The organism is Amycolatopsis sp. DSM 110486, from assembly GCF_019468465.1.
Classification (GTDB): domain Bacteria; phylum Actinomycetota; class Actinomycetes; order Mycobacteriales; family Pseudonocardiaceae; genus Amycolatopsis.
The window spans coordinates 2,097,431-2,116,623 of the sequence record NZ_CP080519.1; the positions used below are offsets into that span (position 1 = coordinate 2,097,431).

The window sequence follows — 19,193 nt, forward strand, 5'->3', positions numbered from 1 at the left end:
GTGGTTCAGCCCACCTGCGCGGGTTCGGGTGAGGGCGCGCCGGCCCACTGGTGCAGGACCGTCGCGAGATCGGCGGGGTCGGGGGTGACCGTGGCCCAGGCGACGACGCCGTCCGGGCGGAGCAGGAGGCCGGTCGGGGTCGTGGGGGCGTCGGGGACGACGGTGACGCGGGTGGACCACGGGGCGGCGAGAGCCGCGAAAGCGCCGTCGGGAGTGCGGTCGAGCAGGACGAACCCGCCCGAGTGGGTGTGGTCGGCGAGGCGGGAGCCGTCGGACAGCCACACGTCCGGGGCGTAGCGGCCGATCAGCGGGTGGTCGCCGGGCAGGTCGAGGCGCTGGGTGACGCCGGAGATCTTCTTGACGACGTGGGTGGCGCCGTCGGGGGTGGCGAGCAGGTCTGCGACGACGGTGCGCAGCGCGGCCGACTTGGGGTCGCCGCGCAGGACGCCGATCTGGGCGCGCGTCCAGTCCAGGACCCAGGTGCCGAGGGGACGGCGTTCGGCGTCGTAGGTGGTCAACAGGCCGTCGGGAGCCCAGCCGGCGATGACGGCGGCCAGTTTCCAGCCCAGGTTCATCGCGTCGCCGACGCCGAGGTTGAGGCCCTGGCCGCCGAAGGGCGGGTGGACGTGGGCGGCGTCGCCGGCCAGGAAGACGCGGCCGGAGCGGTAGGTGGCGGCCTGGCGGGTGTTGTCGGTCCAGCGGGTGGCGGTGCCGCGCAGGGCGGTGAGGGTGACGTCGGTGCCGGAGACGCGGCGCAGGCTGCTCTGCACCTCCTCCAGGGTGACGGGCACCGTGCGGTCGGCGGGGCCGCCGTCGAACTCGACGGTGGTCACGCGGCCGGGCTGCGGGCCGCAGCGATAGGCGCCCGCGGCCGACCAGGCCCAGCTGTCGGCGAGCTTCTCCGGGTCGGCGATGTCGGCGACGGCCAGGCGCCCGGTGAGCTCGGGGGCGGTGCCGGGAAAGTCGATGCCGGCGAGGCGGCGGACGGCGCTGTGCCCGCCATCGCAGCCGACCAGCCACGCCGTGCGCACCGGGCCGGCCGTGGTTCCGACGAGCACGCCGGCGCCGGTGTCTTCGAGCGACGTGACCTCCACCCCGCGCCGCACCGGCACGCCGAGCCGCGCGACGTGCTCGGCCAGCAGCGCCTCCAGCTCGCGCTGCGGCACCAACCGCGCACCGTCGACGGCGGTGTGGGCGGCGAGGTCGGGATCGGACCAGTCGACGAGGTCGGCGTCGAGCACCATGCCCGCGAAATGGCCGGTGAACCGCGGGCCTTCCCGTTTCTCGACCAGGCGCGCGAACGACCCCACCTGCCCCAGCAGCTCCCGCTGCACCTGCTCGGCCGCCGGCAGCAGGCCGCGGCGGTCGAGGGCCTCGGCCGTCGGCACGTTGATCGCGCCGGCCTTCACCGCCTCGTCCGGCTCGGTCAGCCGCTCCAGTACCTGCACTTTTGCTCCGGACAAGGCCAGCTCGGCGGCGAGCACGAGGCCCACCGGCCCGGCGCCGACCACGGTCACGTCTACGCGTTCGTCAGACACGAACAATGTTCTACTTACGAACGTTGTTCGTGTCAAGCTAGGGTGGTCCCCGTGAACCCGCGAGAGCGACGCGCGGCGCGCCACCAGCCGCCGAACCTCCAGGCCGACACCCGACCGCGGCGCCGTCGCAAGACCCCGATCGTGGAACAGGTCGTCGACACGGCCCTGGACGTGATCGCCCGGGAGGGCTACGAGGCCCTGACCATGCGGCGCCTGGCCGACGCCCTCGACACCGGACCCGCGTCGCTCTACAACCACGTGGTCAACAAGGCCGACCTCGGCGAGCTGCTCATCGGACGGCTGTGCTCCGAGCTCGCGCTGCCCTGGCCTTCCGCCGAGGAGTGGCGCGACCAGATCCGCAGCGTGTGCGAGCAGCTGCGCGACCAATACCTGCGCTACCCCGGCATCTCCAGCGCCGCGTTCGCCATGGTCCCCACCGACCTGGAAGCCGTGCGCGTCAACGAAGGCATGCTCGCGATCCTGCTCACGGGCGGCGTTGCGCCGCAGACCGCCGCGTGGGCCATCGACGCGCTCCTGCTGTACGTCGCGTCCTACTGCCTGGAGCTCTCCATCGCCCGCCAACGCTCAACCCGCGACGACACCGCCTGGGTCCTCGACCGCGACGAACTCCGCCGCCGCCTCACCGCCCTGCCCGCCGAGACGTTCCCCCACACGACGCGCCACGCCACGGAACTCACGGCCGGCGAAGGCCACGATCGGTTCGACTTCACGGTGGGGTTGATGATCGACGGTCTCGGCCGCCGCTAGCCCCGGTTCAGGCGGCGAACAGCGCGGACAACCGCGGCAGCCGTTCCCGAGCCGAATCCGGGTCCTCGACGTCGAAGTCCGGGTCCAGCGGCGGCAGCGAGACGGGCGGGTCCTCAGGAAGTGGTTCCCCGGTAGCCGAGAGATAGGCCGCTGCGGTGAAGTACAGGATCTCTTCGCACTCCAGCTCCTCGCCCTCGGCGGCGGCGGCGCGGACGGCCGGCACGTCGGCCAGCGAGTCGGGGTCGGCGAGGGCGCGGGTGAAGACCTCGCGGCCCTGGGTGAGGAGCCAGCCGCGGAAGTAATCGAAGCCGTCGTCGGAGCAGCCGCCGTTGACGACGTACGCGGCGGCCCACAGAGGACTGCGGTAGGACTCCGTGAGGAGTCCGCCCAAAACCCTGTGCGCGGCAACGATTTCCGCGCGCGAGCGGGCCGCGAGCAGCTCGCCGGCGCGGGCGGCCACGTCGGCGTGGGAGGAGTCGATGAGCTGCCAGAAGTCGAGTTCGGTCACGAGTCCGAACTCTGCCAGCCGGGTCCGACAAAAACGGGGACTACATCAGCTCCAGCAAGAACGGCAGCTCCTGCGGCGCATACCAAGCCAGCTCATGATCCTCCGCATCACCCAGCACGAACTCGGCGTCCTCGTCGCCAAGGTCGGCGGCGTCGATCACGGCGGCGGCCGCGGAGACGGCGTCGGCAGCTTCGGCGGAGTCCACGTGGATCGCGGCGATCCGGCTGAGCGCGACAGGGCCGTCGAGGCGGACGACGGCGGCGTCGAGGTCCGCGCGCAACGTCACGTTGTCCACGTCGGCCGAGACGACGGCGCGGCGGGGCTCGCCCTTTTCCTCCGCGTTGATCAGGCGAAGCGACGCGCGGGCGGCGTCCAGCAACGCGGCGTACTCCAGCTCTTCGTCGGAGCCGCTCACGTACGCCTCGCGCAGCCCTGGCGTCAGCGCGAACGCCGTTCCGCTGCGGGCCCGGAACTCGCCGTTCGACTCGAGTTCGCGAAGCATCGCGATCGTCGCCGGAATGTAGACCCTCACCAGTGCGCACCCTTCAGCTCTTCCAACGCTTCTTCGATCATCCCGCCGAGCAGGTCGACGTCGAACGCGGCCTTGCGGTCGCCGTTGAGTCCGAAGTAGACACCGCCGCGGTAGGACGTGACCCCGATCGCCAGCGCTTGGGTGCGCATCAGCGGCATCACGGGGAACATCTCGATCAGTTTCGCCTCACCCGCGTACACCGGTTCCTGCGGCCCCGGCGAGTTGGTGATCATGAGGTTGAAAATCCGGCCCGACAGCGAACCGCCGGCCCGCGCGCCGAGCGAATGCAGCGTCGCCGGGGCGAAGCCGCTTACCTTCAGCAGCCCGCGCGCGGCGACGGAACGGCCGGAGTCGAGGTGCGCGCTCATCGCGTGGCCGACGTGCTGCAGCCGCAGCACGGGGTTCGGCTCGCCCACCGGCAGGTCGACGAGGTAGGCCGCCACCTGGTTGCCGACGAGCGCCGGTGTGGAGTACTCGGCCGTGTCCTCGTCGCGCACGGCCAGGGGCACCAGCGCGCGCACGGTGGCCGTGGACGTGAGGTTCACCCCGCGCGAAAGGAGCCACTCGCGCAGCGCGCCGGTGATCGCGGTGAGAATCACGTCGTTGACGGTCCCGCCGTGCTCAGCGCGGACCTTCCGGTAGTCCTCCAGCCGCGTGCGCACCACGGAGAACAGCCGGCCGCCGGAGACACGCACGTTGAGCGGGCCCTGCGGCGCCGGGTTGACGACGGTGCGCAGCGTGGACGCCACCTCTCCCAGCGTCTCGGCGACCTTGCCGACCGACGCCCACGCGTCGTTGGCTGCGGAGCGGACGTTCTCGACCAGCTCACCCGGGCGTTGCACGGCCTCGCTCACGGCGTCGATCATCAGCTGCGCGCGGCTCGGCTCGCGGCGCGGTGTCCAGGTGTCCTCGTACGGCTCGGGCGGCGCCGGGGCGTCGTCGAGGATGAGCTGGCCGAGGTCGATGGTGCCGATACCGTCCACAACGGACTGGTGCGTCTTCGTCACCAGCGCCACGCGGTCGCCGACGAGACCCTCGACGAAGTAGGCCTCCCACAGCGGGCGTTCGGGCGCGAGCCGGCGCGACATCAGGCGCGCGACCAGGTCGAACAGCTGCTCGTCGGTGCCCGGCTGGGGCAGCGCGGAGCGGCGGACGTGGTAGTTGAGGTCGAAGTCGACGTCGTCCACCCACACGGGCCGGGCGAGGTGGCCGGGGACGTCGAGCACGCGCTGGCGGTAGCGCGGCAGGAACGGCAGGCGCGAGCCGACGAGGTCGAGCACCTGCGCGTAGTCGAGCCCGCCGCGCGGGCGCTCGAAGATGGCCACGCCGCCGACGTGCATCGGGGTCGCGTGGTCCTCGACGTACAGGAACGAGGCGTCGAGCGCGGACAGGCGGTCGGGCATGAGCCGATCCTTACACAGTGCGAGACTGACCGGCGTGGGTGATGAGGCGGAGGTTTCTCCGAAGGACCGGTTCCTGACCGTCTACGGGCGCAAGCCGGTGCTCGAAGCGCTGGCCGACGACGGTCTGCAGGTGGACAAGGTCATCCTCGCCGACACCGCCCGCGGCCCCGCCGCGGTCGAGATCCAGCGCGCCGCGAAGGACGCCGGGGTGCCGGTGCAGCGCGCGAGCGCCCACCGCGTGAAGGTGCTGGCCGGCAACGGCAAGCAGGACCAGGGCGTGCTGGCCGACGTCGTCGCGCCGCGGATGCGCTCGCTCGCCGCCGCGCTGGACGACCGCCGCCCGCCCGCGCGAGTCCTGCTGCTCGACGGCATCACGACGCCGGCGAACGTCGGCATGATCCTTCGCACGGCCACCGCCGCCGGTCTGGAAGGCGTGATCGTGCCGCGGCGGGGGGTGGCCGCGTTGGACCCGATGGTGGTCAAGGCTTCGGCCGGCGTGGCGTTCCGCGCGCCGGTGCTGCGGTGCGGCAGTGCTCGTGAGGCGGCGGAAATGCTGACAGACGCCGGGTATGGCCTGTACGCGCTGAGTGCGTCGGGCAAGTCGACGGTGTTCGACGTTTCGCTGCCTCAGCGGGCGGCGTTCGTGCTGGGCGGGGAGACGGAAGGCGTGGGCGCGGCCGTGGCCGAGCTGGTGACCGAGTGGGTCTCCATTCCGATGCCCGGCGACGTCGAGTCGCTCAACGTCTCGGCGGCGGCCGCGGTGCTGTCGTTCGAGCTGGTGCGACGGTCTAGCTGAACAGAGCGGCCAGCTCTCCGAGGGTGTTCTCCATCGTGACGTGGTGGATGGCGACCATGCCCGCCTCGGCGGCGCCGCGGACGTTGCGGGCGGCGTCGTCCACGAACGCGCAGGTGGCGGCGGCGAGGCCGAGGCGTTCGGCGGCCACGAGGTAGATCTCGCGATCGGGTTTGGCCACGCCGACCTCGCCGGAGAAGACCAGCGTGTCGAAGTAGTCGGCCAGCTCGTGGCGGACGGCCGGCGTGGCACCGGGCGCGTTGGAGACCAGGCCGGTGCGCGTGCCGCCGGAGCGGATGGCGCGCAGGTAGTCGTAGAGCAGGTGGGCGTCGGGGTCGGTGAGGACGCCGGCGTAGTCGACCAGCAAGCCTTTGAGCACGGGCTCACCCTAGCGATCCGCGTGCGCGGCAACGGGCGTAGCGCATCTTGCAGATCGGAATGGGCGGATTCGCGGATTTCGCCGGATCAGGCGCAGGCGGTCCCGGTTTCGGCTTTGTCCGGGCACTACCTGCAGCGGATCGTCCGCGTTTCAGGGGAGGAACACATGACGACCCACCGCCTCCGGGGCCTCGCGGGCAGCGAGCCCGCAGCCCGGCCCCGCCCTGTCCGCCACGTCACGCGGCACCGCCCGCCGGTCCGCGACCTGCCACCCACGGGGCACAACGTGGTTCAGCTCCTGGGACCCCCGAGCGAACGCCAGCTCACCGGCCGCCTCAACGCCATCCTCGAAGTCCTCGGCGGCCGCCGCGCCGCGGCGCAGGTGCAGAACCTCGTCGACCCGGCCCTCTTCGCGCGGCTTCTGACGCACAGCCGCCTGCCGAGCACGCGGCATCGGGTCGGGACGCTGCACCTGTGTCACCCGACGGATCTTGCACTGGAGGCCGCGACGACCATTCGAAACGGTCCTCGGGTGCTCGCTCTGGCCGCGCGGTTCGAGCGGACGCGGACGGGGTGGGTTTGTACGCGGTTCCACCTGCTGGCGCCGCGTCTGGGTCCGGCGCGTGCGGTGCCGGCGCGTCCGTCGGCTGCTTGATGGGACGGGTGTCCCAAACAGCGGGTCACGGCGTCAGCCGATCGCTACCGGGAGCTGGGACAGGCCGCGCATGGTGATGGTCGGGTTCCAGGTCGGGGGGCCGGCCAGGTGCAGCGCCGGGGTGCGGACGGCGAGTTCGCGCAGGGCGGTCTGGCCTTCGAGGCGGGCCAGGGGTGAACCGAGGCAGAAGTGGATGCCCTGGCCGAAGGCGAGGTGGCGGGAGGGCTCGCGGGTGGGGTCGAAGGTGTCCGGGTCCGGGTGGGTCGCGGGGTCGCGGTTGGCGGCGCCGATGAGGACGATCGCCTGGGCGCCGGGGGCGACGTCGGTGGTGCCGACGCGCGTGGGCTTCAGGGCGACGCGGCTGGTGAGCTGCACCGGGGAGTCGTGGCGCAGGACTTCTTCGACGGCGTTGGGCGCGAGGGCGCCGTCGTCGCCGAGGGAGCGAAGGCCGGCTTCGGTGCCGAGCAGGGCCAGAACTCCGTTGCCGATGAGGTTGGTGGTGGTCTCGTGGCCGGCGACGAGCAGGAGGGTGAGCGTGACCAGGAGCTCGGCTTCGGTGAGCTTGTCGCCCTGATCGGTGACGGCGACGAGGTCCGACAGAAGGTCCTCACCAGGGTTGCGGCGGCGTTCCGCGGCCAGTTCGCGGAAGTAGGCGTTGAACTCGCGGCCGGCGTCGCCCGCTTCTTCGAGCACGGAGTCGGCGACGAGGAACGCCGGGTCGAGCGCGCGGGCCAGCGCGTGCGACCACTCGGCGAAGCGCGACCGGTCGGCCATCGGGACGCCGAGCATCTCGCTGATGACCTCGACCGGCAGCGGCGCGGCCAGCGCGGTCATCAGGTCGGCCGAACCGGCGTCGATCAGGTCGGAGATCAGGCGCGCGGTGATGTCCTCAACGCGCGGGCGCAGGCGCTCGACCATCCGCGGCGTGAAGGCCTTCGACACGAGCCGGCGCAGGCGCGTGTGGTCCGGCGGGTTGAGACCGAGGAACGACACCACCGGGCGGCCCTCGGCGTCGACCAGGTCGTCCGGGTGGCGGGCGGCCGGGTCAAGGACCTCGGGCTGGGGGTGCCCGAACGCGGGATCACGCACAACCTCCGTCGCCTCCGCCAGGCCGCTCACCACGAGGAACCCCGGCGCGATCTCGGCGACGGGCTCGGCCTCACGCCACTTGCGGTAAAGCGGGTACGGGTCCGCTTTGTACTCGGGCGCGAACATCTGCGTGAAGGTTTCCAGGTCAGCCACGGCTCTCCCCCTCGACGGCACCACCGACCACGTTAGGCGCGTCGGCGGATCCCGTCACGTGAAGGCACTCAGCGACCCGCCCTTCGAAGAACCGCGTCAACACAGGGGTGTGCTTCGCCGACTGAACCCGACCCCGGGCGCAGCACACAAAAAGGGCGGGCCGCACGAATGCGACCCGCCCCGGAAAAACCTGCGTCAGCGACGCGGGCCCTTCTTGCCCTTCTTCGCCTGTGCGCGCTCGGCGGCGCGGCGTTCGCGTCGCGTGTTGCCCGCGCCGGCGCCGTCGGAGTCGGCGCTGTCCGAATGGGACTCAACGCCGCCGCCCTCGGCGGGGCCGGACATGGTCAGTCCGGATTGGACACCGCCGCCGACGCCCTTGCCACGCAAGGCCGACGGCACCGACTCGGTGTCGGTCGTGGGCGGTTGGGGCGGGGTCGGGCGTGAGTGGCGGCCGCCGTCGTCGCCGAAGGAAGCGGCCGCGGCGCCCGTGGCCGACGTGATCCCTGCGGGCAGCGCCGACGGGTCCAGCTGCGGCGCGGGTTCCGGCTCGCTGCGTTCGACCTGGAGGTTGAACAGGAAGCCGACGGCCTCCTCCTTCAGCGATTCGAGCATCGCGCGGAACATGTCGAAGCCCTCGCGCTGGTACTCGATCAGCGGGTCGCGCTGAGCGAGCGCCCGCATGCCGATGCCCTCCTTGAGGTAGTCCATCTCGTAGAGGTGCTCGCGCCACTTGCGGTCCAGCACGGTCAGCATCACCTGGCGCTCGAGGCGGCGCATCGCGCCCTCCTCGCCCACCAGCTCGTCGATCTCCGCCTCGCGCTTGTCGTACGCGTCGATCGCGTCGTTGACCAGCGCCTCGCGCAGGCCTTCGGCGTCGAGGTCGCCGTTCTCCACCAGGTCGTCCCAGTTCAGGCCGACGGGGTAGAGCGTCTTGAGGGCGGTCCACAGCTGCTCGTGGTCCCAGTCCTCGGCGTAGCCCTCGGAGGTGGCTCCGTCGACGTACGCACCGACGACGTCCACGCTCATGTGCTCGATCTGCTCGCGCAGGTCCTCGCCCTCGAGCACGCGGTGGCGCTCGGCGTAGATCACCTTGCGCTGCTCGTTCATGACCTCGTCGTACTTGAGGACGTTCTTGCGCGTCTCCATGTTGAGCTGCTCGACCTGCGTCTGCGCGCTCTTGATGGCCTTGGAGACCATCTTGTGCTCGATCGGCACGTCGTCGGGCAGGCGCATCGTGGTCATCACGCGCTCGACCATCACGGCGTTGAACCGGCGCATGAGGTCGTCGCCCAGCGACAGGTAGAACCGGGACTCGCCCGGGTCGCCCTGACGGCCGGAACGACCGCGCAGCTGGTTGTCGATGCGGCGCGACTCGTGGCGCTCGGTGCCGAGCACGTAGAGACCACCGGCCTCGCGGACCTGCTCGGCCTCTTCCTTGGCACCGGTCTTGATCTCCTCGAGCACCTTCGGCCACGCGGCCTCGTACTCCTCGGAGTTGTCCACCGGGTCGAGCCCGCGCTCGCGCAGCACCTGGTCGGCGATGATGTCCGGGTTGCCGCCCAGCACGATGTCAGTACCGCGACCGGCCATGTTCGTGGCGACGGTGACCGCGCCGACCTTGCCGGCCTGCGCGACGATCAGCGCCTCCCGGCCGTGGTACTTCGCGTTCAGCACCTCGTGGGGCACGCCCAGCTTCAGCAGCAGCTTCGAGAGGTGCTCGGACTTCTCGACGCTCGTGGTGCCGACCAGCACCGGCTGGCCCTTCTCGTGCCGCTCGGCGATGTCCTCGGCGACGGCCTCGAACTTGGCCTGCTCGGTCTTGTAGATCAGGTCGGCGCGGTCGGCGCGCACCATCGGCCGGTTCGTCGGGATCGGCACCACACCCAGCTTGTAGGTCTGGTGGAACTCCGCGGCCTCGGTCTCGGCCGTACCGGTCATGCCCGAAAGCTTGTTGTACAGCCGGAAGTAGTTCTGCAGCGTGATCGTGGCGAGCGTCTGGTTCTCGGCCTTGATCTCGACCTTCTCCTTGGCCTCGATCGCCTGGTGCATGCCCTCGTTGTAGCGGCGGCCCACCAGGATGCGGCCCGTGAACTCGTCGACGATCGTGACTTCACCGTCGCGGACGATGTAGTCCTTGTCCTTGTTGTAGAGCTCCTTGGCCTTCAACGCGTTGTTCAGGTAGCCGACCAGCGGCGTGTTCGCGGCCTCGTAGAGGTTCTCGATGCCGAGCTGGTCCTCGACGAACCGCACGCCCTTCTCGGTGACCGCCACGGTGCGCTTGCGCACGTCGATCTCGTAGTGGTACTTCGAGTTGATCAGGTTGGCCTTCTCGACGCGCTCGCGCGAGCCCATCGTGGTGGTGTCGATGCCCTGCATCAGCGGCCCGAGGCGGGCGAACTCCGTGTACCACCGCGACGACTGGTCCGCCGGGCCCGAGATGATCAGCGGCGTGCGCGCCTCGTCGATGAGGATCGAGTCGACCTCGTCCACGATCGCGTAGTTGTGCCCGCGCTGCACGCACTCGTCGAGCGACCACGTCATGTTGTCGCGCAGGTAGTCGAAGCCGAACTCGTTGTTCGTGCCGTAGGTGACGTCGGCTTCGTAGTGCCGGCGGCGCTCCTGCGGGTCCTGCTCGGCGAGGATCACCCCGACCTCGAGCCCGAGGAAGCGGTGGATGCGGCCCATCCACTCGGCGTCGCGCTTGGCGAGGTAGTCGTTGGTGGTGACGACGTGCACGCCCTCGCCCGACAGCGCGTTGAGGTACGCCGCGAGCACGCAGGTGAGGGTCTTGCCCTCACCGGTCTTCATCTCGGCGACCTGGCCGAGGTGCAGCGCCGCGCCGCCCATGATCTGCACGTCGTAGGGCCGCTGGCCGAGCACCCGCTTGGCAGCCTCGCGGGCGACCGCGTAAGCCTCGGGGAGCAGCTCGTCGAGCGTCTCCCCCTTGCCGTACCGCTCTTTGAACTCGCCGGTCTTCGCCTGCAGTTCGGCGTCCGACAGGTCCTTCACGTCGTCTTCGAGGGTGTTGACGTGATCGGCGATGTTGCGCAGCCGCTTCACCATCTTGCCCTCACCCGCGCGGAGCAGGCGGTTCAGCACCATCCGGTCGACCTCACTAGCTGATCATGATCGCACCCGAGCCGGTCCCGGGCTTGTGGGCACGGCGCGCACTCGTAGTGCGGCGCCGCCGTCTCACCACATCGTAGGGAACACACAGTGGTCCGCGCACGCACGTGCTCGCAGAAGGTCACGAGAGGCCCCTTCGCACGCTACTCCCGGCACGCGGGTGGCCCGCACGCGCTCGCGTGCGGGCCACCCGTGGCACCGGCCGGCTCCCCCTCCGGCCGCGCCGGCTTGGCGGGCTCAGCCGCCGAGCCGGATCACGCCGTAATCGAAACCCTTCCGCCGGTACACGACGCTCGGCCGCCCGGACTCGGAGTCGTTGAACAGGTAGAAGTCGTGACCGACCAGCTCCATCTCGTAGAGAGCCTGGTCCACCGACATGGGGTCCGCGTTGTGGTTCTTCTCGCGGACGACGCGGCCGGGCTGGTAGCCCAGATCGTCGTCTTCCCAGCGTTTCTGCTGGGGCAGGGTGATCTCACCGGAGCTGACGGCCGCGAAACCATCGGTGATCGGTTCGGCCGTGTCAGCGGCGGGTGCCTCCAGCACTGCCGTGCTCGCGGTGGGACGGGCGACGGCGTCCGGCGATCCGCCGGCCATCGCCATCGAGGTCGCCTCGGCGACCGACTCCGGGCGGCTGCGCCCGTAGTGCACGCGCCTCCGGTCGTGTGTTCGCCTCAGCCGGTTCTCCAGCTTCGTGACGGCGGAGTCGAGCGCTGCGTAGAAGTCCGCGGCGCACGCTTCGGCGCGCACGGCCGGACCGCGGCCCTTTCCGGTGATCTCGACGCGCTGGCAGCTCTTCGCCTGCCGGCGGTTCGGCTCGTGGAACAACTCCACGTCGTACCGGATGACCTTCTTGTCGTAGCGCTCAAGACGGGCCAGCTTTTCGCTGACGAGTGCCCGGTAGTGGTCGGGCACCTCCACGTTGCGGCCCTTTACGACGATGTCCATACACGACCTCCCTCGCTGAGATGTCTGCGAGCTGTTGTGTGTTCACACGGCGCCGGTAGTGCGGGGACGGAGCCCGGATCTGGCGGGCTGAGAAGAACTCGATGGCCGGTCACGACGTCTCGTGGCGGATGCTCGAGCGCGGACTCAGCGCGCCTCCGGCGCCAGGGACATGGGCTGCACACCTCCCTGCCTGCGGGGATTGCTGATAGCGGAGCACGTTAGCTTCATCACGCCGCTCGCAACAGCCCCCGGGCCGGGGGATGTCACGATTCGGGAACCCGTTACGGCGCGCAGCGAAACGCCCGTGCGCAGCCCGAAATCCCGCCCCTGACGGTCGAACGCGAGCGATGCATTTTCACGCGTACGGCGCAACGGCGCGGGAGCCCGGAAGCCGAGAGTCACGGCCCGCCGCGCCACAGCCGCCACCCCGGTGGAGTGTTCGGCCGCCCGCGTGATTCCGAGCCAGACCCTCATGTCCCGACAACGGGCGGCCGTTGCGTCGCGTTCCCTGTTGACATCACTCGTGTAGGTGACGTCTGCTCACCCTGCGGCGAGCAACGCGACCACAGCCGACACGGCGACCCCGGCGTCGGCGAGTACTCGCACGCACGCGGCCGCCGTGGCACCCGTGGTGACCACGTCGTCGAGCACCACGACCCGGCTGCCCGGCGGTGGCCGGCCCGCGGGCACGAACCGCAACCGCCCGGCCAGGTTGGCGACGCGCTCCGCCCGGTTGAGACCCACGGCGTCACGGGCGCCCTTCAGCGCGAGAGCGGGCGCGACGAAGGCCTCGGCGCCCGTCTGGGCGAGACAGCGCGCAGCGGCCTCGGCGAGACGCTGCACGTGCGAGCCACCACGGAGGCGTGAAGCCGAGCGACGGCTCGGTGCCGGGACGAGGCACCACGGCCCGGCGCGCGCGGAATCCCCGGCGGCTGTGCCATTCCTGGGGACGGTGGAATCCCTGGAGACGACGGGCTTTTCGAGGCGGAGACCGGTGCCCGAAGACCCGACGAAGGTCGGTTCACCGAACGAAGGTCCACCGAGTGAGTGTCCCTCGCGGCGCGGGCCCGCGCGGGGAGCATCGGCGCGGGGCAAGGCGGTCAGCGCGGACGCGAGCACCCGGCCGAGTGCCGGCGCGACATCGCGGCGCCCGCGCTCCTTGTAGGCGATCAGGACGCGCTTGGCGACGCCCTGGTAGCGGGCCAGCGCGTACGCGGGCGCGAGACCGGTCAGCGGCGCGCGGACCACCTCCGTGAGTGACCCCCACACCCGCGAACACTCCGCGCAGCACGGGACACCCCGGGCACCACAGCCGGCGCAACGGGCGGGGACGAGCAGATCGAGAACCATGACTCGCAGTGTGCACCCGGGCACCGACAGTTTCGGCGCTCTCGAGTCCCGCCGGGCGAAAACGAGCGGAAAACCCTCGTCAGCCCGGGTAGAACGGCGTCGCGTTGAGCATCGTGTGGGCCTGGGGCCGCCAGACCTCACCCAGTTCGGTGGCGTTCCACAGCCCGCCCGGGTCGGCCACCACGATGGGCCGGTTGGGCGCCGCCGTGACCGCCGTGACCGGCGCGGTCAGGTTCGAGCCGTTGAACGCGTCCATCCGGCGCCCGTCCACGGAAACACGCTGCACGGGCTGGGAACTGGACGACGTGACGACCACCAGCGAGTCCGCCGTCGAACCCCAGTCGAGGTCCACGACGTCCGAGAGATCACCCGGCTGGAGCACGCGCGGCTCCCGCAGCGTCACCGTGTCGCCGTTGCGCACGACCGCCGCGACCACGAGCTGGCCGTTGACGATCGCGGCCACGCGGGCGCCGTCGCGCGACAGGCGCAGGGCGTCGATGTCGGTGCCGAGCGCGAGCAGGTCGTTGGCGTTCACGCTCTGGCGCAGCCAGTGCCCGGTCGGGTCGAGGACCATGCGGGCGACGATCGAGTGGTCCACCACCGTCCACACCTCACCCGACGGACCGGCCTCGCTCGGCGCCGGCCGCCAGGTCGGGCGGCTCAGCGAACCGCCGGAGAGGTCCACCAGCGGCAGGTCGCGGCCGAGGTCGCCGACGCGCAGCTGCACGCGGTCGCCGCTGCGCTCCACCACCGCGAGCCGCTTGCCGTCGATCGACTGCGCGGCGCTGACCACGGCGTACCCGCCGTTGCCGGCCGGCCCCGCCACCGGCGCGCCGTCGCCGAGCGAGCGGATGCGCCCGTCGACCGTCATCAGGCCCAGCAGGTCGGCGCTCGGCGACGAGGCGGCGCTGTAGGACGGAACGTCGCTGCTGCGCCAGTACTCGTGGCCGCGCACAAGCGGCTGGCCGTCGGCGAGCAGCCGGACGCGCGTGGACGTGACGGCCTGCATCGACAGCATGATCTGCGCCGCGATCAGCGTTCTCGTCTCCGGGCTCGCCCCGGTGAGCCCCGAGAGCTGCACGAGCAGTGAGCCGTCGTCGCTGTTCTTGACGTTGGTGTCGAGCGCGACCTGGTCGCCCAGCAGGTTCTTCACGGCCCCGGCCAGCCCGGCCGACGGCCCCTGCAGGATCAGGTCCATCACCCGCCCGGGCAGGCCCGACTGCGGTTTCGCGGGCACGTAACGCAGGTCGGGCACGAAGGCGCCGGAGTCGGGCGAGTAGAAGCTCACGGCGACGCGGTTGTAGTTCGCCTCGAAGTCGTCGTCAGTCACGAAAAGCGTGGGCGGCGCGCTGGAGATCCGCCACTGCCCGTTCGCCTGCTTGCGCACCTGGATCGTCTGCTCGGCCGGGCCGGAGCCGGGGATGAACGCGCTGTCGGCGCTCAGCGTGCCGAGGGTGAACCCGCGCAGCCCCACGTTGCGCACGTTCGGGTCCGGCGGCGTCGAGGTGGACGGCGACGGGGGCGGCGTTTCGTAGACGGTGCTGAACGTGTTGTCGATGATCGTGATCGCACGGCCGGGTTTCCACGTGCTGCGCTGCTGGTCGTCGAGGTACGCGCGCGCGGCCGCGTTGTTGGAGCGCGGGTCGCCGTTGTTCCGGATGAACTCCCGCACCAGCGAGAGCGGGTCGATGTCGTTTCTCGGTTCCGGCGCGTCGTTGGCCAGCGGCGGCGTCGAGTCCACGGACACGACCAGCGGCTGCGACTCGAGCGGCACGTTGGCGCAGCCGGCGAGCAGCAGCAGACACGCCAGCGCGGCGAGAACGCGTCTCACCTGCCGACCTCCTCGCGGTCGGAGTTCCGCTCGGCGTCGCGGTCGGCGAGGATCGCGTCGGGCGCGGGCTGCACCTCGAGCACCGACGACGGCGACAGCGTGATCTCCGCCGTGGCGTCGGGTGGCGGCAGGCGCAGCGGGTTCTCCTCGATCGGCACGTTCTGGTGCCGGGGCAGCAAGAGCCGGAAGCAGGCGCCCTGGCCCAGCTCGCCCCACGCGTCGAGGACGCCGCCGTGCAGCCGCGCGTCCTCCTGGCTGATTGCCAGGCCCAGGCCGGTGCCGCCGGTGCGCCGGTTGCGCGACGGGTCGGCGCGCCAGAACCGGTTGAACACCAGGTCGGCTTCGCCCGAGCGCAGGCCCACGCCCTGGTCGCGCACGGTGATGGCCACCGCCGTCTCGTTCACGGCGACGGTGAGCTGCACCGGTTTGCCCTCGCTGTGGTCGACGGCGTTGCCCAGCAGGTTGCGCAGGATCCGCTCCACGCGCCGGGCGTCGACCTCGGCGGAGGCGTCCTCCTCGGGCAGGATCAGCTCGACCGAGCTGCCCGCGGTCCCGGCGATCACGCGCACCTGCTCGACCGCGCGCGTGGCGATGGGCCGCACGTCGATGTACTCGGCCGACAGCTCTTCGACACCGGCGTCGAGCCGGCTGATCTCCAGCAGGTCGCCGAGCAGTGCCTCGAAGCGGTCGAGCTCGTCGACCAGCAGCTCTGTGGACCGCGCGAGGCCGGCGGGGAACTGCTCGCGAGACGCGTGCAGCACGTCGGCGGCCATGCGGACCGTGGTGAGCGGGGTGCGCAGCTCGTGCGAGACGTCGGAGGTGAACCGGCGCTGCAGCCCGCCGAACTCCTCGAGCTGGCGGATCTGGCGCTGGATGCTCGCGGCCATGCCGTTGTACGACACGGCGAGCTTCGCCAGGTCGTCTTCCCCGACCACGGCGAGGCGCTGCTCCAGGTCCCCGCCCGCGAACTGCTCGGCCGCCGCGGCGGCCTGGCGGACGGGCCGCACCACCTGCCGGACCACCAGATTCGTGATGCCGGCCAGCAACAGCAGCAGCACCAGCCCGCCCACGAGCAGCGTGTTCTGCACGGTCGACACGGTGTTCTGCTCGCTGGTCAGCGGGAACAGCAAGTACAACTGCAGCGGGCTCGCCACCGAGCTCAGCGGCGTGCCCACGATGAGGTAGGTGGTGTTCGCGTTGTTCTCGGAGACGGTGTGCTCGACGCGTGCGAGGTTGCCGCCCTCGACGAACTGGCGCAGCCGCACCGGCACCGACGTGAACGGACCCACGAACACCGGGTCGGCGTCCGACTGATCACGCCCGACGCTCGCGAGCACCGGCTCGAACGTGCCCGCCGTGGACCCTGCGGGCGACGCCGACGTCGTGGAGATCTTTTTCAACGCGTTCTCGAGCCGCGTGTGCAGCGCGTCGGGCGACTCGCCGCCGACGCCCACCAGCTCGCGCGCCGCGGTGTCGGCCAGTGCCTGCGTCTGCTCGACGGCGGCCTTGCGCTTCGTGTCGAGCAGGCGCTCGGTGATCTGGTTCTGCAGCACCATGCCCAGCACGAAAACCACGGCGGCCGACAGCGCGAGCGTCGAGATCGTCACGCGGAACTGCAGCGAGTGGCGCCACAGCTCGTTGAACGCCACCACTCGGCGGCGCGCCAAGACCACGAGGCGCCGCACGAAGCGCATCGTGGCTCGGGCGAAAGCGGTCAGCCGTCCCACCTTCGGGTGACTCTTCGTCCCGGCGGGTGGGCCGGCTGCCGCGGAAGCGGTCATCGCCTCATCACGGCGGGCCGGCCTTGTAACCGACGCCGCGCACCGTCAACACCACCTCGGGGTGCTCCGGGTCCTTCTCGACCTTCGACCGCAGACGCTGGACGTGCACGTTGACCAGCCGCGTGTCCGCCGCGTGGCGGTAGCCCCACACCTGCTCCAGCAGCACTTCGCGGGTGAAGACCTGGCGCGGCTTGCGGGCCAGCGCCACGAGCAGGTCGAACTCCAGCGGCGTGAGCGGGATGGCCTTGCCCTCGCGGGTGACCTCGTGGCCCGGCACGTCGATCGCCAGGTCGCCGATGGTCAGCGACTCGGCGGGCTCGGCCTCGGTGCGGCGCAGGCGGGCGCGCACGCGGGCGACGAGCTCCTTCGGCTTGAACGGCTTGACCACGTAGTCGTCGGCGCCGGACTCCAGGCCCAGCACTATGTCGACGGTGTCGCTCTTGGCGGTCAGCATCACGATCGGCACGCCGGACTCGGCGCGGATCGCTTTGCAGACGTCGATCCCGTTCATGCCGGGCAGCATCAGGTCCAGCAGGACCAGGTCCGGTTTGAGCTCGCGCAGCGCCGGCAGCGCACGCGAACCGTCCGCGACCACCGCGGTGTCGAACCCCTCACCGCGGAGCACGATGGTGAGCATCTCCGCCAGCGCAGGGTCGTCGTCGACCACCAAGACACGTGCCTTCATGAGCACATGTTCGCACTACTTGCGCCGCCGTCGAGCACGACCCGCGCGTTTGACCACCAGAAAGATCAAGATCGCGAGCTCGGATTGCTCCATCCGGGCGCTCCCGCGCAGGTGTTGGACGGCCCGTGAAGGCTCCCGGGCACGCGCTCGGGAACCCCCACGGGCCTCGGGTGGGAAGAGCTAGGCGGTGAACTGGGCGCTGCCCTCGCCGACGACCGCCGGCACCGGCGCGTCGACGAACACCACGCCGTCGGTGACCACCACGGCGTAGGTGCGGACGGGGCTCTTCGCCGGCAGGCACGTCGGCGCGCCGGTGCGCAGGTCGAACTGGGCCGCGTGCAGCGGGCACTCCACGAAGCAGCCTTCGAGCCAGCCGTCGGCGAGCGAGGCGTCCTGGTGGGTGCAGGTGTCGTCGATGGCGTAGAAGCCGGTGGCGGTGTGGAAGACGGCAATCGGGGTCGGGCCGTCGATGCGGAGGGACTCACCCTCGGGCAGGTCGGCGACGGCGCAGGCACGGATCATCGGGAAGCCTCCGGGAAACGGGTCACGGGAACCGGGAGCGGTTCGTGAATGTTGCGCATGACGCGTCGATGTGCACTGTGCGCAACAGTGCGGCCCGGGTGCCCCCGTCGTCAAGGGATTCGCCCGCTCAGCCGAACAGATCGCCGCCCAGCCGTTAGTGTTGCGCTATGCGGAACCAGGACTCGGGCAACGCAACGGGAAGCCAAGTTCAGTCGGTCGACCGCGCGATTTACGTGCTGGAATTGCTCGCGCGCAACGGGGAGTCGGGGATCACGGAGATCGCCGGTGAGCTCGGGGTGCACAAGTCGACGGCGTCCCGACTGCTGAGTGTCCTGGAACAGCACGGGCTTGTCGAGCAGCTGGGCGAGCGCGGGAAGTACGCGATCGGCTTCGGCATCGTCCGCCTCGCCGGCGCGGCCACCGGCCGCATGGACCTCGCGAAACTCGGCCGCCAGACCTGCCAGGCCCTGGCCGAGGAGCTGGGCGAGACCGTGAACATCGCGATCGCCGACGACGGCGTGGCCATCAACATCAGCCAGGCCCGCGGCGCGGCCGCCATCACCACGCAGAACTGGACCGGGCAGCGCACCCCTCTGCACGCGACCTCCAGCGGCAAGGTGCTGCTGGCCGCGATGACCGAGGCCGACCGCAAGCGCGTGCTCGGCCACGGCCTCGAGCAGTACACGCCGCGCACGACCGTGGACCCCGACGAGCTCGAGTCGGAGGTCGAGCGCGTGGCCGAGGACGGCTACGCAGCCTGCTTCGAGGAGCTGGAGCTCGGCATGCACGCGGTCGCGGTGCCGATCCACGGCCCGGGCGGCGAGGTCGTGGCGGCGATGAGCGCCTCGGGGCCGTCGTACCGGCTGTCGAAGCAGCGGATCAAGCAGATCGTGCGGCCGATGACCGAAGCGGCGAAAGAACTTTCGGCGCAACTGGGCTACTACGCCAGCTGATACTCCCCCGGCGTCGGATCGCCTCTGCCGACGTTCGCGTTACGGGCTTCACCTGCCTGGGCGCAAGCGAAAAACCCCTTCCGCGCGCAGTCTTGACACGTACCCCCGCGATCCCGCACTTTGTTGCAGAAGACGGAACACACACCCCCATCCGCAACCTGGCCCGTGCCCGGCGGGTCGTTC

17 protein-coding genes are annotated in these 19,193 nt (G+C 71.0%); 4 read left to right on the forward strand and 13 right to left on the reverse strand.

Annotated elements, in window-relative coordinates; genetic code table 11:
• Window positions 1-5: 5 nt before the first annotated feature.
• Window positions 6-1,538, reverse strand: coding sequence for an FAD-dependent monooxygenase (locus tag K1T34_RS10140; RefSeq protein WP_255638430.1), 1,533 nt, complete (start codon window positions 1,536-1,538; stop codon window positions 6-8).
• A gap of 51 nt (window positions 1,539-1,589) precedes the next feature.
• On the opposite strand from K1T34_RS10140, the gene K1T34_RS10145 reads away from it, so the two are divergent.
• On the forward strand, window positions 1,590-2,306 hold the full coding sequence (locus K1T34_RS10145; RefSeq protein WP_220244027.1) for a TetR/AcrR family transcriptional regulator: 717 nt from the start codon (window positions 1,590-1,592) through the stop codon (window positions 2,304-2,306).
• A 7-nt stretch (window positions 2,307-2,313) separates the two neighbouring features.
• Here K1T34_RS10145 and K1T34_RS10150 read toward each other — a convergent pair whose 3' ends face one another.
• From K1T34_RS10150 to K1T34_RS10160, 3 genes are read right to left on the reverse strand one after another with little or no spacing between them, the layout of a single operon-like run.
• The gene (locus K1T34_RS10150; protein WP_255638431.1) at window positions 2,314-2,814 is read right to left on the reverse strand and encodes a DUF4240 domain-containing protein; all 501 of its coding nucleotides are present in this window, start codon (window positions 2,812-2,814) and stop codon (window positions 2,314-2,316) included.
• A 40-nt stretch (window positions 2,815-2,854) separates the two neighbouring features.
• On the reverse strand, window positions 2,855-3,346 hold the full coding sequence (locus K1T34_RS10155) for a hypothetical protein (protein WP_220244028.1): 492 nt from the start codon (window positions 3,344-3,346) through the stop codon (window positions 2,855-2,857).
• A complete protein-coding gene (locus tag K1T34_RS10160; protein WP_220244029.1) occupies window positions 3,343-4,749 on the reverse strand; it encodes a wax ester/triacylglycerol synthase family O-acyltransferase in 1,407 nt (468 codons plus the stop codon). The genes K1T34_RS10155 and K1T34_RS10160 overlap by 4 nt, the downstream gene beginning before the upstream one ends.
• 34 nt (window positions 4,750-4,783) lie before the next feature.
• Between K1T34_RS10160 and K1T34_RS10165 the strand changes: the two genes are divergently transcribed.
• Window positions 4,784-5,545 (forward strand): RNA methyltransferase, encoded by a 762-nt coding sequence (locus K1T34_RS10165; protein WP_220244030.1) that lies wholly within the window; start codon window positions 4,784-4,786, stop codon window positions 5,543-5,545.
• Here the strand turns inward: K1T34_RS10165 and K1T34_RS10170 are convergent.
• Window positions 5,538-5,921, reverse strand: a complete 384-nt coding sequence (locus K1T34_RS10170) for an HAD-IA family hydrolase (protein WP_255638432.1) — start codon at window positions 5,919-5,921, stop codon at window positions 5,538-5,540. The genes K1T34_RS10165 and K1T34_RS10170 overlap by 8 nt on opposite strands.
• 165 nt (window positions 5,922-6,086) lie before the next feature.
• On the opposite strand from K1T34_RS10170, the gene K1T34_RS10175 reads away from it, so the two are divergent.
• Entirely contained in the window at window positions 6,087-6,575 is a 489-nt protein-coding gene (locus tag K1T34_RS10175; RefSeq protein ID WP_220244031.1) for an Rv3235 family protein, read from the forward strand.
• 33 nt (window positions 6,576-6,608) lie between these two features.
• Here K1T34_RS10175 and K1T34_RS10180 read toward each other — a convergent pair whose 3' ends face one another.
• The 8 genes from K1T34_RS10180 to K1T34_RS10215 all read right to left on the reverse strand — a co-directional run bounded on the left by K1T34_RS10180 (window position 6,609) and on the right by K1T34_RS10215 (window position 18,057).
• Complete coding sequence (locus K1T34_RS10180) at window positions 6,609-7,817, reverse strand: cytochrome P450 (protein ID WP_255638433.1); 1,209 nt, start codon at window positions 7,815-7,817, stop codon at window positions 6,609-6,611.
• A 195-nt stretch (window positions 7,818-8,012) separates the two neighbouring features.
• On the reverse strand, window positions 8,013-10,919 hold the full coding sequence (gene secA / locus K1T34_RS10185; protein ID WP_220244032.1) for a preprotein translocase subunit SecA: 2,907 nt from the start codon (window positions 10,917-10,919) through the stop codon (window positions 8,013-8,015).
• Between the two features lie 261 nt (window positions 10,920-11,180).
• Window positions 11,181-11,888, reverse strand: a complete 708-nt coding sequence (gene hpf, locus K1T34_RS10190; protein ID WP_220244033.1) for a ribosome hibernation-promoting factor, HPF/YfiA family — start codon at window positions 11,886-11,888, stop codon at window positions 11,181-11,183.
• Window positions 11,889-12,428: 540 nt separating this feature from the next.
• Entirely contained in the window at window positions 12,429-13,238 is an 810-nt protein-coding gene (locus K1T34_RS10195; protein ID WP_220244034.1) for a ComF family protein, read from the reverse strand.
• Window positions 13,239-13,317: 79 nt separating this feature from the next.
• A complete protein-coding gene (locus tag K1T34_RS10200) occupies window positions 13,318-15,069 on the reverse strand; it encodes an LpqB family beta-propeller domain-containing protein (RefSeq protein ID WP_220244035.1) in 1,752 nt (583 codons plus the stop codon).
• Window positions 15,066-16,763, reverse strand: a complete 1,698-nt coding sequence (mtrB, locus tag K1T34_RS10205) for an MtrAB system histidine kinase MtrB (RefSeq protein ID WP_220247098.1) — start codon at window positions 16,761-16,763, stop codon at window positions 15,066-15,068. Before mtrB ends, K1T34_RS10200 begins: the two co-directional genes overlap by 4 nt.
• Window positions 16,764-16,857: 94 nt before the next feature.
• Window positions 16,858-17,535 carry an MtrAB system response regulator MtrA gene (gene mtrA, locus K1T34_RS10210; RefSeq protein WP_139099890.1) on the reverse strand — a complete coding sequence of 226 codons (678 nt, stop codon included), beginning with the start codon at window positions 17,533-17,535 and terminating at the stop codon, window positions 16,858-16,860.
• A gap of 180 nt (window positions 17,536-17,715) precedes the next feature.
• On the reverse strand, window positions 17,716-18,057 hold the full coding sequence (locus tag K1T34_RS10215) for a bifunctional 3-phenylpropionate/cinnamic acid dioxygenase ferredoxin subunit (RefSeq protein ID WP_220244036.1): 342 nt from the start codon (window positions 18,055-18,057) through the stop codon (window positions 17,716-17,718).
• 167 nt (window positions 18,058-18,224) lie between these two features.
• Between K1T34_RS10215 and K1T34_RS10220 the strand changes: the two genes are divergently transcribed.
• Window positions 18,225-19,010: an IclR family transcriptional regulator gene (locus K1T34_RS10220; RefSeq protein WP_220244037.1), complete on the forward strand. Its 786-nt coding sequence runs from the start codon at window positions 18,225-18,227 to the stop codon at window positions 19,008-19,010.
• Window positions 19,011-19,193: the final 183 nt, after the last annotated feature.